Source organism: Amycolatopsis sp. cg9, assembly GCF_041346945.1.
Lineage (GTDB): Bacteria > Actinomycetota > Actinomycetes > Mycobacteriales > Pseudonocardiaceae > Amycolatopsis.
Window position 1 is genome coordinate 10320353 of record NZ_CP166850.1, and the last position, 15571, is coordinate 10335923.

At 71.7% G+C, this 15571-nt stretch carries 10 protein-coding genes; 3 read left to right on the plus strand and 7 right to left on the minus strand.

Annotated features, from left to right (window positions below; genetic code table 11):
• Positions 1-48: 48 nt before the first annotated feature.
• Positions 49-477, minus strand: a complete 429-nt coding sequence (locus AB5J73_RS47045; protein ID WP_370966550.1) for an HNH endonuclease — start codon at positions 475-477, stop codon at positions 49-51.
• A 427-nt stretch (positions 478-904) separates the two neighbouring features.
• Between AB5J73_RS47045 and AB5J73_RS47050 the strand changes: the two genes are divergently transcribed.
• The 3 genes from AB5J73_RS47050 to AB5J73_RS47060 all read left to right on the plus strand — a co-directional run bounded on the left by AB5J73_RS47050 (position 905) and on the right by AB5J73_RS47060 (position 4164).
• Positions 905-1891: a mechanosensitive ion channel family protein gene (locus AB5J73_RS47050; RefSeq protein ID WP_370966552.1), complete on the plus strand. Its 987-nt coding sequence runs from the start codon at positions 905-907 to the stop codon at positions 1889-1891.
• A gap of 259 nt (positions 1892-2150) precedes the next feature.
• On the plus strand, positions 2151-2552 hold the full coding sequence (locus tag AB5J73_RS47055) for a globin (protein ID WP_257920085.1): 402 nt from the start codon (positions 2151-2153) through the stop codon (positions 2550-2552).
• Positions 2553-2610: 58 nt separating this feature from the next.
• Positions 2611-4164: a glycoside hydrolase family 13 protein gene (locus AB5J73_RS47060; protein WP_370966554.1), complete on the plus strand. Its 1554-nt coding sequence runs from the start codon at positions 2611-2613 to the stop codon at positions 4162-4164.
• A 128-nt stretch (positions 4165-4292) separates the two neighbouring features.
• Here AB5J73_RS47060 and AB5J73_RS47065 read toward each other — a convergent pair whose 3' ends face one another.
• The 6 genes from AB5J73_RS47065 to ettA form a co-directional block, all read right to left on the minus strand.
• Complete coding sequence (locus AB5J73_RS47065; protein WP_370966556.1) at positions 4293-4547, minus strand: hypothetical protein; 255 nt, start codon at positions 4545-4547, stop codon at positions 4293-4295.
• A gap of 52 nt (positions 4548-4599) precedes the next feature.
• The gene (locus AB5J73_RS47070; RefSeq protein WP_370966558.1) at positions 4600-5235 is read right to left on the minus strand and encodes a hypothetical protein; all 636 of its coding nucleotides are present in this window, start codon (positions 5233-5235) and stop codon (positions 4600-4602) included.
• On the minus strand, positions 5228-5647 hold the full coding sequence (locus AB5J73_RS47075) for an acyl-CoA thioesterase (protein WP_370966560.1): 420 nt from the start codon (positions 5645-5647) through the stop codon (positions 5228-5230). Before AB5J73_RS47075 ends, AB5J73_RS47070 begins: the two co-directional genes overlap by 8 nt.
• A complete protein-coding gene (locus tag AB5J73_RS47080) occupies positions 5644-10638 on the minus strand; it encodes an NAD-glutamate dehydrogenase (RefSeq protein WP_370966562.1) in 4995 nt (1664 codons plus the stop codon). The genes AB5J73_RS47075 and AB5J73_RS47080 overlap by 4 nt, the downstream gene beginning before the upstream one ends.
• 574 nt (positions 10639-11212) lie before the next feature.
• Entirely contained in the window at positions 11213-13822 is a 2610-nt protein-coding gene (locus tag AB5J73_RS47085) for a hypothetical protein (RefSeq protein WP_370966564.1), read from the minus strand.
• Positions 13823-13838: 16 nt separating this feature from the next.
• A complete protein-coding gene (gene ettA, locus AB5J73_RS47090; protein ID WP_370966566.1) occupies positions 13839-15515 on the minus strand; it encodes an energy-dependent translational throttle protein EttA in 1677 nt (558 codons plus the stop codon).
• Positions 15516-15571: the final 56 nt, after the last annotated feature.

Consider the following 15571-nt stretch of genomic DNA (forward strand, 5'->3'; position numbering starts at 1 on the left):
CCCCGGCTCGCCCCGGCCGCCGTCAAGGCAGCCGGGGCGCCGGCATGTCTAGGCCGCCGAACCCAGGTACGGCTGCCAGAGCGGGTCGGCCTCTTTGGAGTGGGCGAGCAGCCGCCAGTGCGGGCCGTGGGGCGCCCGCGGGACGACGCGGAGCCGCCAGCCGATCTCCGAGAGCAGCCGGTCCGCTTTGCGGTGGTTGCACTTGGCGCAGCAGGCGACGCAGTTCGTCCAGCTGTGGGGCCCGCCCCGGCTGCGCGGCTGGACGTGGTCGATCGTTTCGGCCCGCCCCCCGCAGTAGGCGCAGCGGTACCGATCGCGGTGCATCAGCCCGGCGCGGGTGAGCGGCACCTGCGCCCGGTAGGGCACCCGCACGTACGTGCTGAGCCGGATCACCGACGGCACCGGCAGCGACACCTTGGCCGAATGCAGCTCGATCCCGCCGGGGTCGCCGTGCACCACTTCGGCCTTGCCGCACATCACCAGCACCACGGCCCGCCGCAGCGGTAGCGCGGTCAGTGGCTCGAAAGTGGCGTTGAGCAGGAGAACCCGGCGCCGGCCCCAGGCCGGGGCAGCCGGATCCCGGCCTCTACTACGCTGTCCGGGCGGGCGGGTAACTCCCCCTGGGCGGTTCCCCGGCCCGGCCGGGACGGCTCCGCCGGATGCGGAACCCCCCGGATAGGCGCGCAGGACCACCTCTGGCGTCTCATCGGCCGTGGCTTGGCCGGAGACGCCGCGGGGGCTGGGTTGTCGGTCTGGCACTCGACCACCTCCAGGGGCGTAGGCATAGTCGACCACAAAACAACCCCCCAGCGCACGTGTGTTACAAGACGTGTCACATCCGCGCGACCCAACATCCACTTGAAGTTGGGCAGACCGACCTGATCGGAAGGATGATCGAACTCCCGTGTCCCCCTTGCTCACCGCCGGACAGACGCCGTGCATCCAGGACACCAGCACGTTCTGCTACCAGGTGTGGAAAGCCACGAACAACGAGTGGCTGGCCGGCTCGGCGAACTGGCTGCTCACCAAGCCGCTGAAGATCCTGATGATCCTGGTGATCGCGTTCGTCATCCGGCTGCTGCTCAAGCGCCTGATCAACCGGATCACGACCTTCCCGCGCTCCGGCGGCAAGCTCCCGGCCCTGCTGCGCCCCCTGCGCGAGCGCGCCCCCGAGGTGCTCGGCTCCGCGGTGATCGAACGGCGGCGGCAGCGCGCCCAGACCATCGGCTCCGTGCTGAAGTCGATGTCCACGTTCCTGATCTACGGCCTCGCGTTCATCCTCGTGCTGGGCGAACTCGGCCTGAACCTCGGCCCGATCATCGCCTCGGCCGGCATCATCGGCGTCGCGATCGGATTCGGCGCGCAGAACCTCGTGAAGGACTTCCTCTCCGGCATCTTCATGATGGTCGAGGACCAGTACGGCGTCGGCGACGTCGTCGACATCGGTGAGGCGACCGGCACCGTCGAGGCCGTCGGCCTCCGGATCACCACGCTGCGCGACCTCAAGGGCACGGTCTGGTACGTCCGCAATGGCGAAGTGCTGCGCGTCGGCAACTCCAGCCAGGGCTTCGCGGTCGCGGTCGTCGACGTCCCGCTCGGCTACACCGCCGACGTCGAGCGCGCGACCACCGTGCTCGCGGCGGCGGCGTCCACGGCCACCGAGAGCGAGCTGCTGAAGGACAACGTCCTCGAGCCGCCGGAGATGCTGGGTGTGGAAAGCGTCACACCGGAGGGCCTCCAGCTGCGCCTGACGGTCAAGGTGCGGCCGGGCAAGCAGTGGGCCGTGCAGCGCGCCCTCCGCGCGCAGCTGCTCGCGGCCCTGGAAGAGGCCGGGTTCGAGCCGCCGCTGGGCCGGCTGTTCCCGAGCGCGGCCCCGGCCGTCGAAAAGTAGCGCCGTTACGCTGGGAAGCGGGTTCGTCGCTCTCGTTTGATGCGCTGAAGGGGACTTTCCTCTCACCCCATCGCCTGAGAGTCCCCTTCAGCCCATCTCTTACCGGCTCCCGAAGCCCGCTCACCGGCCCGCAGACTCTGCCGGAGCACCAGGCGGTCCCGGCGCTCCCCGGTTCCGCGCCGTTACGCTGGGAAGCGGGTTCGCGACCATCCGGCAGGAGCGGGACCGGGCGTCGGGAACCCGCACCCAGGAGGGCAAAATGGAAGGCGTGTCTGCAGTGAGCGAACCGGCGAACCTCTACGAAGCGGTCGGCGGCGAACCGACGTTCCGCCGCATCGTCGGGCGGTTCTACGAAGAGGTGGCGCGCGACGAGATCCTCCGCCCGCTCTACCCCGAGGAGGACCTCGGCCCGGCCGAGGAGCGCTTCCGCCTGTTCCTCATGCAGTACTGGGGCGGCCCGCACACCTACTCCGACCAGCGCGGGCACCCGCGGCTGCGGATGCGGCACGCGCCGTTCAAGATCGGGCCGATCGAGCGCGACGCCTGGCTGCGCTGCATCCGGATCGCCGTCGACGAGGAGAACCTGGAAGAGCCGTACCGCGGTCAGCTCTGGGCGTACCTGGAGATGGCGGCGCACAGCATGATGAACAGCTTCGTATGAGAGCTGCAGCCTCTGGGGCTCCGCCCCAGGCCGGGGGCTCCGCCACCCGGAGCCCCCGATGAGACCCGGGGGAGCCTGGTGGCGCGATGCCGTCTTCTACCAGGTCTACGTGCGCTCGTTCGCCGATTCGGACGGCGACGGCGTCGGAGACCTGGAAGGCATCCACTCCCGGCTCGGTTACCTGGAGCTGCTGGGCGTGGACGCGCTGTGGCTGACGCCCTTCTACCGCTCCCCGATGGCCGACCACGGCTACGACATCGCCGACCCGCGTGACGTCGACCCCATGTTCGGCACCCTCGGCGACTTCGACGTCCTGCTGACCGAGGCGCACAAGCGGGGCATCAAGGTCACCGTGGACGTGGTCCCGAACCACACCAGCAACCAGCACGCCTGGTTCAAGTCGGCGATGGCGGCGAAGCCGGGCAGCCCGGAGCGCGACCGGTACGTCTTCCGCGACGGCGTCGGGCCGAAGGGCGAGGACCCGCCGAACAACTGGGTCAGCGCGTTCGGCGGCCCGGCCTGGACGCGGGTGCCGGACGGCCAGTGGTACCTGCACCTGTTCGCCCCGCAGCAGCCGGACCTGAACTGGGCCAACCCGGAGGTCGCCGCCGACCTCGAACGCACCCTGCGGTTCTGGCTGGAGCGCGGCGTCGACGGCTTCCGCATCGACGTCGCGCACGGTATGGCCAAGCCGCCCGGGCTGCCGGACATGGACCCGCGCGCCGACGCGCTCGGGCCCAGCCACTACTACGACCCGCGCTGGGACCACGACGGCGTCCACGAGATCCACCAGATGATCCGCAAGGTGCTCGACGAGTTCCCGGACGCGATGGCGGTCGGCGAGATCTGGGTGACCGACGAGGAGCGCCTCTCCCGCTACCTGCGCCCCGACGAGCTGCACCTGGCGTTCAACTTCCGGCTGGTGCTGACCCACTTCGACGCCGACGCGATGCGCACGGCCATCGAGCGCTCCCTGACCGTCCCGGCGAAGGTCGGCGCCCCCGCGACCTGGACGCTGGGCAACCACGACGTCTGGCGCCAGGTCAGCCGCTACGGCGGCGGCGAGGCCGGGGTCCGGCGCGCCCGGGCGATGGCCCTGGTGGAGCTGGCCCTGCCCGGCACGGTCTACCTGTACAACGGCGAAGAGCTGGGCCTGGCGAACGTCGAGCTGGCACCGGCCGACATGGCCGACCCGCGCGCGAAGACGAGCGGCGCCGAGTTCGGCCGCGACGTCTCCCGCGTCCCGCTGCCGTGGGAGGGCGACCTCCCGCCGTTCGGGTTCTCGCGCAACCCGCGCACGTGGCTGCCGATGCCGGCTTCGTGGGCCGGGCTGACGGTGGAGAAGCAGATCGAGGACGCCGACTCGACGCTTTCCCTGTACCGCCAGGCGATCGAGCTGCGGAAGACGCATCCGGCGTTCGGTGGCGAAGAGCTGGAGTGGTACGGCGCGCCCGCGGGGTGCTTCGCGTTCCGCCGCCGCGGCGGTGGGCTCGTGTGCGCGCTGAACACGTCCGCGAGCCCGATCGCCCTGCCGCCGGGTGAGGTGCTGCTGTCGAGCAGCCCGCTGGTGGACGGCAAGCTCCCGGCGGATTCGGCCGCCTGGCTGGTCTGAGGCCGCTTCAAGCACCCCAATGTGGCGTTCGGTGCGTCCAGCGCACCCAATGTGGCGTTCGGTGCGTCCAGCGCACCCAATGTGGCGTTCGGTGCGTCTGACGCAACCAACGCCACATTGGGGTGCTTCTAACCGGACTGGTCACCCGAACCCGAGCCGTCGTCGAAGGCGCCGCTGGCCAGCCACGCCGCCAGTGCCGCGGCCTGGAGGTAGGGCGCCGCCTGGGCGGCCGCCCGGCCCGCCGCACGCGTGCGGCCCCACCTCTCAGGTCTTTCGGCGCGCTCCGGCGCCGGCTCGCCCGGCGGGCGGTCCCGGCGCCACGGGGTCTCCTCGGCGCGTACGGCGTCGAGGAAGTCCGCGGTCGGGTCGTCGTCCGGGCTCACCACTCCAGACTGCCACCGCCCGGGCCGGGCGGGGGCAGCCGTAAGGAATCCGTCAGAACAGCAGCGGCAGCAGCGCGTGGCGCCGCCGCACGATCGCGCCGTAGCGCGCGTCCAGGCGCAGCCACGAGTCCGTCGCCGACACGCGGACGACGTCCTCCGCCAGGTCCGAGTCCACGAAACCCATGCCCGACATCGCGAACAGGCAGCGCATCTGGACCTTGACCTCCACCGCGTCGCCGGACACGGTGAGCACCGCCTGGTCCATCAGCGACGACGGCGGGTTGCCGTGCGGGCCGGCGTTGTCCCTGGCCAGCGTCACACCCCGGTCGGCCAGCTCCGCGACGACCCGCGCCGGGAGCTCGTCGACCAGCGGCCAGCGGCCGGACGGCGGCAGTTCGCCGTGCCAGAGCAGGTCGCGCGCCGGGCCCGGGTCCATCCGTGGCCCGCCCGCCACGGTCAGCGCGGCGAGCAGCTCGTTGCCGGACACCGTGACGTCGCCGGGGGTCACGTCCCCGGCCACCGCGCGCGTCGCGAAGCACTCGAACGGCGTCGCCGTCCAGGCCTCGACCACGCCGTCACCGCGCCGGCGCAGCCGGACGGCCGTCTGACCGTCCAGCCGGACCGCGCGGGCGACGAACGCACCGAGGGTCTCCCGGTCCGCCGCGTCCGGCACGAACAACTCAGGCATCCGCGAACCCCTGCTTCAGAAACTCCGACTCGGGCGGGCTGAGCCTACGCGGCCGCAGCGCGACCGTGTCGTACGGCGCCAGCACCGTCTCCGCCGTCACCGCGACCGGGTCGGTTCCGGCCGGCCCGGTGTGGACGCGGTAGGCCAGCGTGAAGCTCGCCGCGCGCAGCTCCGTCAGGTCGATGGCGACGCGCAGCTCCTGCCCGGAGACCACGATCGGCGCCTTGTAGGCCACCTCGAGCTTGACCACGACGATGCCCTTCGGCAGCTGGTCGAGCCCCGCCTCGACGGCGCCCTTGAACAGCAGCGGGATCCGCGCCTCTTCGAGCAGCGTCACCATCTTCGCGTGGTTGATGTGGCCGTAGACGTCCATGTCCGTCCAGCGCGGGCGGACGTGCGAAACGTAGGTCACCGCACCGTGCTCCGGATCTGGCGGGCCGCCACCGAAAGCGTCGCGAGGTCGAGCCGGCCGGACTTGTGGATCTCGTCCAGCGCGACCCGCGCCCGCTGCAAGCGCGAGGAATTCGTCTTCTCCCACTGGGCGATCTTGGCGTCGCCGGACGAGCCGGGATCGCTGTGCCGCAACGCGTCCAGCGTGATCGCCCGCAGCGAGCCGTAGACGTCGTCGCGCAGCGAGAGCCGGGCGAGGGCGTGCCAGCGGTTGCCGCGTTCCAGCGCGCTGATCTCGGTGAGCATCTTGTCGACGTCCAGGTGGTCCGAAAGCGCGTAGTACAGCTCCGCCGTCTCGGCCGGGCTGTGCGTCGCGTCCACGCCGATCTGCTGCTCGGCGAGCTCGGCCACCTCGGTGACGTCGAGCAGGCCGTAGGTGTGCAGCAGCAGCGACACCCGGCGGGCCAGTCCCTCGGGCACCTTCGCGGCGATCAGCTCGTCCACGTGCTTCTGCACCGACTCCGCCTCGCGGCCGCGCAGCAGGTCGCCGATCTTCGGGACGAGCTTGCCCAGCACCCGGCTGAACCGGTTGATCTCCGCCAGCGGGGCCAGCGGCTGCGGCCGGTTGGTGAGGAACCAGCGCGCGGCCCGGTCGAGCAGCCGCCGCGTCTCCAGCACCATGGTGTCCGCGACCTCGGTGGACACGATGTTGTCGAGCGCGTCGATCTCCGTCCACAGCGCGGGCAGGTCGAACACCCGCGTCACCACCGCGTACGCGCGCACCGCGTCGGTCGCGGTCGCGTTCATCTCCTCCATCAGCCGGTAGACGAAGGAGATGCCGCCGCCGTCGACCACTTCGTTGGCGATGAGCGTGGTGATGATCTGGCGGCGCAGCGGGTGCTCGCCGATCGCGGAGGCGAACCGCTCGCGCAGCGGCACCGGGAAGTACTCGGGCAGCCGGCCGGCGAACACCTGCGAGTCGGGCAGGTCGCTGGCCAGCAGCTCGCCCTTCAGCTCCAGCTTGACGTGGGCCAGCAGCGTCGCCAGCTCCGGCGACGTGAGGCCCTTGCCCGCCTTCTCCAGCTCGCGGAACTCCGAGTTGCTCGGCAGGGCTTCGAGCTTCCGGTCGAACGCGCCCGCGGCCACCAGGGCCTGGACCTGCCGCTGGTGCACCGAAAGCATCGGGGCGGCATGCGCCCGGCTGACGCCCAGGACGGCGTTCTGCCGGTAGTTGTCCGCCAGCACCAGCGCGCCGACCTCGTCGGTCATCTCCGCCAGCAGCTCGTTGCGCTGGGCCTCCTCGAGCTTCCCGGTCTGCACCAGGTGGTCGAGCAGGATCTTGATGTTGACCTCGTGGTCCGAGCAGTCGACGCCGGCCGAGTTGTCGAGGGCGTCGGTGTTGATCTTGCCGCCGTTGCGGGCGAACTCGATCCGGCCGAGCTGGGTGAGGCCCAGGTTGCCGCCTTCGCCGAACACCTTGACGCGCAGCTGCTTGCCGTCGACGCGGATCGCGTCGTTGGCCTTGTCGCCGGCCGCGGCGTGGGTCTCGGTCTCCGCCTTGACGTAGGTGCCGATGCCGCCGTTCCACAGCAGCTCGACCGGCGCCAGCAGGATCGCCTGGATCAGGTCCATCGGCGCCAGCGCGGTGACGCCCTCGTCGAGGCCGAGGGCCGCGTGGACCTGCGGGCTGATCGGGATCGACTTCGCGGTGCGCGGGTAGATCCCGCCGCCTTCGCTGATCAGCGAGCGGTCGTAGTCGTCCCACGAGCTGCGCGGCAGGTCGAACAGCCGGCGGCGCTCGGCGAACGTCGAAGCGGCGTCCGGGTCCGGGTCGAGGAAGACGTGCATGTGGTTGAACGCCGCGACCAGCCGGATGTGCTCGGACAGCAGCATGCCGTTGCCGAAGACGTCGCCCATCATGTCGCCGATGCCGACGACGGTGAAGTCCTCGGTCTGGGTGTCCTTGCCCAGCTCGCGGAAGTGCCGCTTGACGCTCTCCCAGGCACCCTTCGCCGTGATGCCCATGGCCTTGTGGTCGTAGCCGACCGAGCCGCCGGAGGCGAACGCGTCGCCCAGCCAGAAGCCGTACTGGCCGGAGACCTCGTTCGCGATGTCGGAGAACTTCGCGGTGCCCTTGTCCGCCGCGACGACCAGGTAGGAGTCGTCGGGGTCGTGCCGGACGACGCCCGGCGCGGGCACGGTCTTGCCCTCGATCCGGTTGTCGGTCAGGTCGAGCAGGCCGGAGATGAACATGCGGTAGCAGGCGATGCCCTCGGTGAGCTGGGCGTCGCGGTCGATGCTCGCGTCGCCGGTCACGGCCGGCGGGCGCTTGACGACGAAGCCGCCCTTCGCGCCGACCGGCACGATCACGGCGTTCTTCACCGCCTGCGCCTTGACCAGGCCGAGGATCTCGGTGCGGAAGTCCTCACGCCGGTCCGACCAGCGCAGGCCACCGCGCGCGACCTCGCCGAAGCGCAGGTGCACGCCTTCGACGCGCGGCGAGTACACGAAGATCTCGAACTTCGGCCGCGGCTCGGGCAGCTCGGGCACGCCGGCCGGGTCGAGCTTGATCGCGAGGTACGACCGGGTGGTCCCGGCGGCGTCGGTGACGTGGTAGTTCGTCCGCAGGGTGGCCCGGATGACGGCCATCAGGCGGCGCAGGATCCGGTCCTCGTCGAGGCTGGTGACCTCGTCGATCATCGAGCCGAGCTCGCTCGCCAGCGCTTCGGTGGCCGCTTCGCGGTCGGCGTCGCCCAGCTGCGGGTCGAAGCGGGCCTCGAACAGCCGCAGCAGCTTCGTCGCGACCTGGGTGTGGTTCAGCAGCGTGTTCTGGATGTAGTCCTGGGAGAACGCGCTGCCGGCCTGGCGCAGGTACCGCGAGTACGCGCGGAGCACGGCCACCTGCCGCCAGCTGAGCCCGGCCCGCAGGACGAGCCCGTTGAGGCCGTCCACCTCGGCGTCGCCCCGCCACGCGGCCTCGAAGGCGTCCTGGAAGCGGTCGCGCAGCTCGGTGATGGCCCCGGCGTCGGTCTTGGCGATGACCTTCTGGTCGATGCGCAGGCCGAAGTCGTAGATCCAGCAGGCGCCGCCGTCCTCGCGGTGCAGCTCGTACGGCCGCTCGTCGACGACCTCGACGCCCATCGCCTGCAGCACCGGCAGCACCTTGGACAGCGTCACGCCCTCACCGCGCAGGTAGAGCTTGAAGCGCCGCTCGCCGGGCTCGGCGTCGGCCGGCAGGTAGAACGACAGCGCGAGGTCGCCCTCGTCGGTCAGCGAATCGAGGGCGCGGAGGTCGCCCAGCGCCTCTTCGGCGGTGAAGTCCTCCTTGTAGCCCTCGGGGAACACGCCCGCGTAGCGCTGGCCCTGCTCGGTCGCCGACTCCTCGCCGACGATCCCGACCGCGACCCCGCCGTCGGAGCGCTCGCGGCGTTCGTCGAGCACCGCCTCGACCATCCGGTCGTCCCAGCTGCGGACCGCGGTGTTGAGCCGCTCCTGGATCCGCTGCGTGTCGGGCTCCAGGCGGCGCGCCGGGTCGGTGTGCACCATGAAGTGCACCTGCGCCAGCACGGTTTCGCCGATCCGGGCGCTGTACTCGAGCTGGGTGCCTTCGAGCTCTTCGAGCAGGACTTCCTGCATCGCCAGCCGCGACCGCGTCGTGTAGCGGTCCTGCGGGAGGTAGACGAGGCAGGAGTAGAAGCGGCCGTACGGGTCGCGGCGCAGGAACAGCCGCAGCCGGCGGCGGTCGGACAGCGTGATCGCGCCGGTCGTCGTCGCGTACAGCGAATCGGTGTCGGCGGAGAACAGGTCGGCGCGCGGCCAGTTCTGCAGCACCTCCAGCATCCGCTGGCCCGAGAAGGACTCCATCGGGAAGCCGGCGCGGTGGATGACCTCGCGGACGCGCTTGCACACCACCGGGATGTCGAGGACGTTCTCGTGCAGCGCGGTGGTGGTGAACATGCCGAGGAAGCGGTGCTCGCCGGTGACGGTGCCTTCAGCGTCGAACGTCTTCACGCCGACGTAGTAGGGGTAGACCGGCCGGTGCACGGTCGAGGGCGCGCTCGCCTGGGTCAGCACCAGCAGCGACGGTGCGAGCGCGGTGGCGGCGGTGTCCGGGCCGGCGGTCAGGCCCCGAGCGGCGAGGCTGTCCTGACGCAGGACGCCGAGGCCGGAGGCCAGGACGGCGCGCAGCGCGGGCGCGGTGTGCTCTTCGGATTCCGGGTGCGGGGTGTCGACCAGCTCGTAGCGGCGGTAACCGAGGAAGGTGAAGTGGCCGTCGGCCAGCCAGCGCAGCAGCCGGGCACCCTCGGCCACCTCGGCCTGGGGCAGCTTCGGCGGGTCGGTCTCGAGTTCGCTCGCCAGCTGGCAGGCCGTCTGGGCCATCTTCTCGGCGTCCTCGACGACCTCGCGGACGTCGCCCAGGACGCTGGAGAGCCGGTTGTCGAGCTCGCGCGCGCGGTTGCGGTCGGTGACGAAGTCGATCTCGATGTACATCCACGACTCGGCGGCCGAGTTCGCGGGCGGCTCGCCCGGGTCGGCGTCGGGGTGGACTTCCTGCAGCTCACCGGTCAGATCCCGGGTGACGACGACGATGGGGTGGACGATCCGCTGCACCTGCACCCCGTCGCGCGCGAACTCCGCGGCGATCGAGTCGACCAGGTACGGCATGTCGTCGGTGACAACCTGCACGACGGTGGCCTCGCGAGCCCACCCGTCCTCGGCGACGGTCGGGTTCAGCAGCCGCACGGCCGGGCGGCCGGGCATCCGGTGCTTCGCCAGCTGCAGGTGCGAGCGCACCGCGCCGACGAGGTTCACGGCCTCGTCGCCGACGATCTCCTCGGCCGGGATGTGCCGGTAGTACAGCCGGATGAGCTCACCGATCTCCGGCGCCAGCCCCGCGGCGGCGTCGATCAGGTCGTCCCTGATCTGCTCCGGGCTGGCCGGGGCGCGCTGGCCGAACTCGGGTTCGGTTTCCGCGCCGGTTCCGGATGGGGACGAGACTCCGGTCGAGCTCATTTGAGACAACTCTCCAGTTTGCGTGAGGTGGCACCGCGCCGGCTCGTCGTTGAACCGGACCCACCCCACACTAATGCGCCGGGCCGTCGGCCCACACGAAGACCCGGAGGTTGGATCGACGGTGAAAACCCTTTTGGGCCAGCGGATTCGCGGTATCGGTAAAGCTACCGACGGGTTGTGTACGGCCCGGTGTCGCGGCGCTGACCAGCCACGCTGGAGGGCGGTCGGCCGGCAGCCGGGCATCGTGATCGGTTCAGCTGTGGGGGTTCGGCACCGCTCGGCGAACGTTGTCGGCCGGTCGGCGACCTCGGCGCGGGGTCGCTCCCCTGGCGGCGGGGGTGCGGACAGGTCGGCGACGAAACGGGACGTCTCGGCGACCCGGGCGGGGATCGGCCCAACGTCGCTCCGCTCGCCGGACGCCGGGTGTGCTGGTTACCGCTCGGGCGGCTTGGCGGTGCGCGAGGGTCTTGAATGAGTCATTCAGGGCGCCGGACGTCCTGAATGACTCATTCAAGACAGCGGCGAAGTCGGTCCGCCCTGGCGAGGCGGCTTCAGTCGGTGCCGGGCAGCTGGGTCAGTCGCCCGAACCGTGGCGGCGGGAGTCCGATACCTCGGCGCCGTGGCCATTGCGGCCGTGGCCGTTTCGGCGGCCCGTGTCCTGTGAGCCCAGCTGCTTCACCAGCGCGGCCGCGCTCGCCGTACCCGCCTGGTGTTCGGCCAGGGCTCGGGCGAGGAGGTCGGCGAGGCCGGCGTCCGGGGGTGGCTCGTCCTCCGCGATCGCGCGGGCGTAGCTCTCCGGGAACGGCGCCGTGGCCGGGGTCCAGTGGCCGAAGTCCTCCATCGGCTCCAGCGACGGTGGCATCCGCAGGCGCGGCAGCCAGGGCTCGGCTTCGTCCCGGTAGTCCGGTGCGGCGGGCGGCTCGTCCTCCGGTCGCGGCGGCGGGGCGAGTTCCGGCTCGGGGCGGTCGTCGGCACGGGCGGTGTCGGCGTCCTCCGCGCGGCGACGGCCCCCGGCACCGCCGGACGAGGAAATGCCCAGGCGGTCCAGCACCGACCGCGCGGCGACGGACCCGTGTTCGGAGTCGTGCCGGGTCGAGGGCTGCGGCTCCCGGCGCGGGCGCGGCTCGGGCTCCCGCTCGGCGGCGGGCTCGGGCGCGAGCGGCAGCGCGGGCGTGACGCGCGTGGGCGCCGACTCCCGCTCGGCGGCCGTTTCCTTCAGCCGGGCTTCGGCCAGCGCGGCCCAGGAGAACTTCGTCTTCCCGCCCGCCACGGGCTCGGGCTCGGCCGCCGCGGGTTCGGACCGGAAGTCCGGCTGCACCTCGCCCGGTGCCGCCTCACGGTGACGCTCGGCCGGCCCGGAATCGGACGGAGAGCCCGCTTCCCGGCCGCGCTCGGACGCCTCGACGGGCTCGGATCGCCGCCCCGCCCGCCGGTCACGCTCGATCGGCTCCCCGCCCGAGCGCACCTCGACCGGCTCAGGCCGCGACTCCGCCTCCCGCCCACGCGAAGGCCGCACCTCAACGGACTCAGGCCGCAGCTCGGCCTCCCGCCCACGCGAAGGCCGCACCTCAACGGACTCAGGCCGCAGCGCGGCCTCCCGCGAAGACCGCACCTCGACCGGTTCCGACCGCAACTCCGACGCCCCACCCGAGCGCACCTCGATGGGCTCGGGCCGCGCCGCCGGGCGGAACTCCGGCTCACGCTCCGCCGCGGCCCGGACCTCGGCCGCCTCGCGACCGCGCTTGGGCACCGCGCGCGGCCGGGTGTCGCCCGCCGTCGAGCGGACCTCGATCGGCTCGGGACGGGCCACCGCGGGCTCCGGACGCCGCTCCACCACGACCGGCTCCGGTCGGGCCACCACGGGCTCGTCGCGGATCGCCGGCATCACCGTCGTCTCGGCCGCGTCGGCCGTGACCCGGGGGCGTTCGAACGACCACCCGGGCGACGCCTTCTCCTCGCGCCCGAACGACCAAGCGGGCGCGGGCGGCGAAGGGGCCGGCTCCGGGGCGACCACCGGCACCGGCCGGGACGGCACCGCCTTCAGCACCTCGTCGAGGTCGACCGAAGCCGGCTCGCCGGTGCCGAACTCGCCGGCCAGCACGCTGCACGCCTGCCGCCGGGCCCGTGCGTGCAGCTGCTCGGCCGCCCGTGAGCGGTACAGGCACGCGATGGCCTCCTCGGCCCGGCCGAACCGCTCCTCCAGCTGCGCCAGCTCCAGCCACAGCCGCGCGGTGACCGCCGGGAGCCCGTGGCGTTCCGTGCTCGCGACGGCCTCGCGGACCAGCTCGATCGCCGCCTCGCCGGAACCGGCGGGCAGGTGGATGCGGGTCGCCACGGCCAGCCGCAGCCAGCCCATCGGGGCGACGCCCGCCGCCCGCACCGGCTCGGCCAGGACCGGCTCGGCGATCTCGTACGCCATTTCCGTGTCGCCGCGGTCGAGGAGCGTGCTGACCAGCAGCAGCACCAGCCGGATGCGGACGAGGCCGCCGTCGTCGGCCGGGTTGTCGAGCTTCTCCAGGAAACCCAGCCCGGTCCGGGCCGCGTCGGCCGCCGCCGTCAGGTCGCCGTGGCGGCGCCGGTGCGCCGCGGTGCCGACGCGCAGCAGCGCCCGGACCAGCAGCTGGCTGTCGGCTCCCAGGGACTCGTCGCCGAGGACGAGCTTGTCCGCCTCGACGAGCACGCGGTCCAGCTCGGCCTTCCGCCCCAGCAGCCCGAGGCAGCCGACCAGGTGGCACAACGCGGCGGCGCGGTGCACCGGCGAGACCACGGGGTCGGTCAGCACCGGCCGCAACGCGGCGAGCCCGGTCAACGGCACGCCCAGGCTCCGGGCGCACACGGCGAGGTCGATGCGCAGCCGCGCGGCGATGTCGCCGTAGCCCGCGTGCTCGGCCGCGCGCAAGGCCGCGACCGCGCGCCCGACCGTGGCCGGCCGCATCCCGAGCCGGACGCGCGAGGACACGACCAGGCTCTCGGCCCGGATCCACTGCTCGTCGGCGCCGGCGGCCTCCGAGAGCGCGGCCGAGCGCTCGCCGAGGACCAGCGCGAGCTCGGGCGCGCGCAGGTGCAGCGCGTCCGCGCGTTCGATCAGCCGGCCGACTGCGGAGAGGGTTCCCCCGGCATTGGCGGAGCGCCCGCTCTCCGATCGCGAGAGCGGGCCCGTCCGGTGCTGCTTGCTGGCTTCCACGGGGAAACCCGCCCCCTCAGTCGCGGGTCAGCTTGCGGTGGGTGACACGGTGCGGGCGGGCGGCCTCGGCGCCCATCCGCTCCACCTTGTTCTTCTCGTACCCCTCGAAGTTGCCCTCGAACCAGAACCACTTGGCGGGGTCCTCGTCCGTGCCCTCCCAGGCCAGGATGTGCGTCGCGACCCGGTCGAGGAACCACCGGTCGTGCGAAATCACGACGGCGCAGCCGGGGAACTGCTCCAGCGCGTTCTCCAGCGAACCCAGGGTTTCGACGTCCAGGTCGTTCGTCGGCTCGTCCAGCAGGATCAGGTTCCCGCCCAGCTTGAGCGTCAGCGCCAGGTTGAGCCGGTTGCGCTCACCACCGGAGAGCACGCCCGCCGGCTTCTGCTGGTCCGGGCCCTTGAAGCCGAACGCGCTGACGTACGCGCGCGACGGCATTTCGGTCTGGCCGACGTGGATGTAGTCCAGCTCGTCGGAAACGACCTGCCACACGGTCTTCTTCGGGTCGATGCCGCCGCGGTTCTGGTCCACATAGGACAGCTTGACCGTCTCGCCGATCTTGACGACGCCGTTGTCCGGCTCCTCGAGCCCGACGATCGTCTTGAACAGCGTGGTCTTGCCGACGCCGTTCGGGCCGATCACGCCGACGATGCCGTTGCGCGGCAGGTTGAACGACAGGCCGTCGATGAGGACGCGGCCGTCGAAGCCCTTCTGCAGCTTCTCGACCTCGACCACGACGCTGCCCAGCCGCGGGCCCGGCGGGATCTGGATCTCTTCGAAGTCGAGTTTGCGGTGCTTGTCCGCCTCCGCCGCCATCTCTTCGTAGCGGTCGAGGCGCGAGCGCGACTTCGTCTGGCGGGCCTTGGCGTTGGACCGCACCCACTCGAGCTCGGTCTTCAGGCGCTTCGCGAGCTTCGCGTCCTTCTTGCCCTGGACCTCGAGGCGCTCGCGCTTCTTCTCCAGGTAAGTGGAGTAGTTGCCCTCGTAGCCGACGACGCGGCCGCGGTCCAGCTCCATGATCCACTGGGCCACGTTGTCGAGGAAGTACCGGTCGTGGGTGACGGCGAGGACAGCGCCGGCGTAGCGGGCCAGGAACTGCTCCAGCCACAGGACACTCTCGGCGTCCAGGTGGTTGGTGGGCTCGTCCAGCAGCAGCAGGTCGGGCGCCGACAGCAGCAGCTTGCACAGCGCGACCCGGCGGCGCTCACCACCGGAGAGGTGCGAGACGCCTTCGTCCGGCGGCGGGCAGCGCAGCGCGTCCATGGCCTGCTCGACGGTCGAGTCGAGCTCCCAGGCGTCGGCGTGGTCCAGCTCCTCCTGGAGCTGCCCCATCTCTTCCATCAGCTCTTCGGTGTACTCGGTCTCCATGAGCTTGAGGACCTCGTTGTACCGGTCGAGCTTGACCTTGACCTCACCCAGGCCCTCTTCGACGTTCTCGCGGACCGTCTTGTCCTCGTTGAGCTCCGGCTCCTGCATGAGGATGCCGACGGTGGCGCCCGGTTGGAGGAACGCCTCGCCGTTGCTGGCCTGCTCGATCCCCGCCATGATCTTGAGAACGGTGGACTTACCGGCACCGTTCGGCCCGACCACGCCGATCTTGGCGCCGGGGTAGAACGCGGTGCTGACGTCGTCGAGGATGACCTTGTCCCCGACGGTCTTGCGCACCTTCTTCATGGTGTAGATGAACTCGGCCATACCCACGATCGTAGAGCGCGCCTGATCGCGTCTCGACGCCGGTCACCACCGGACTA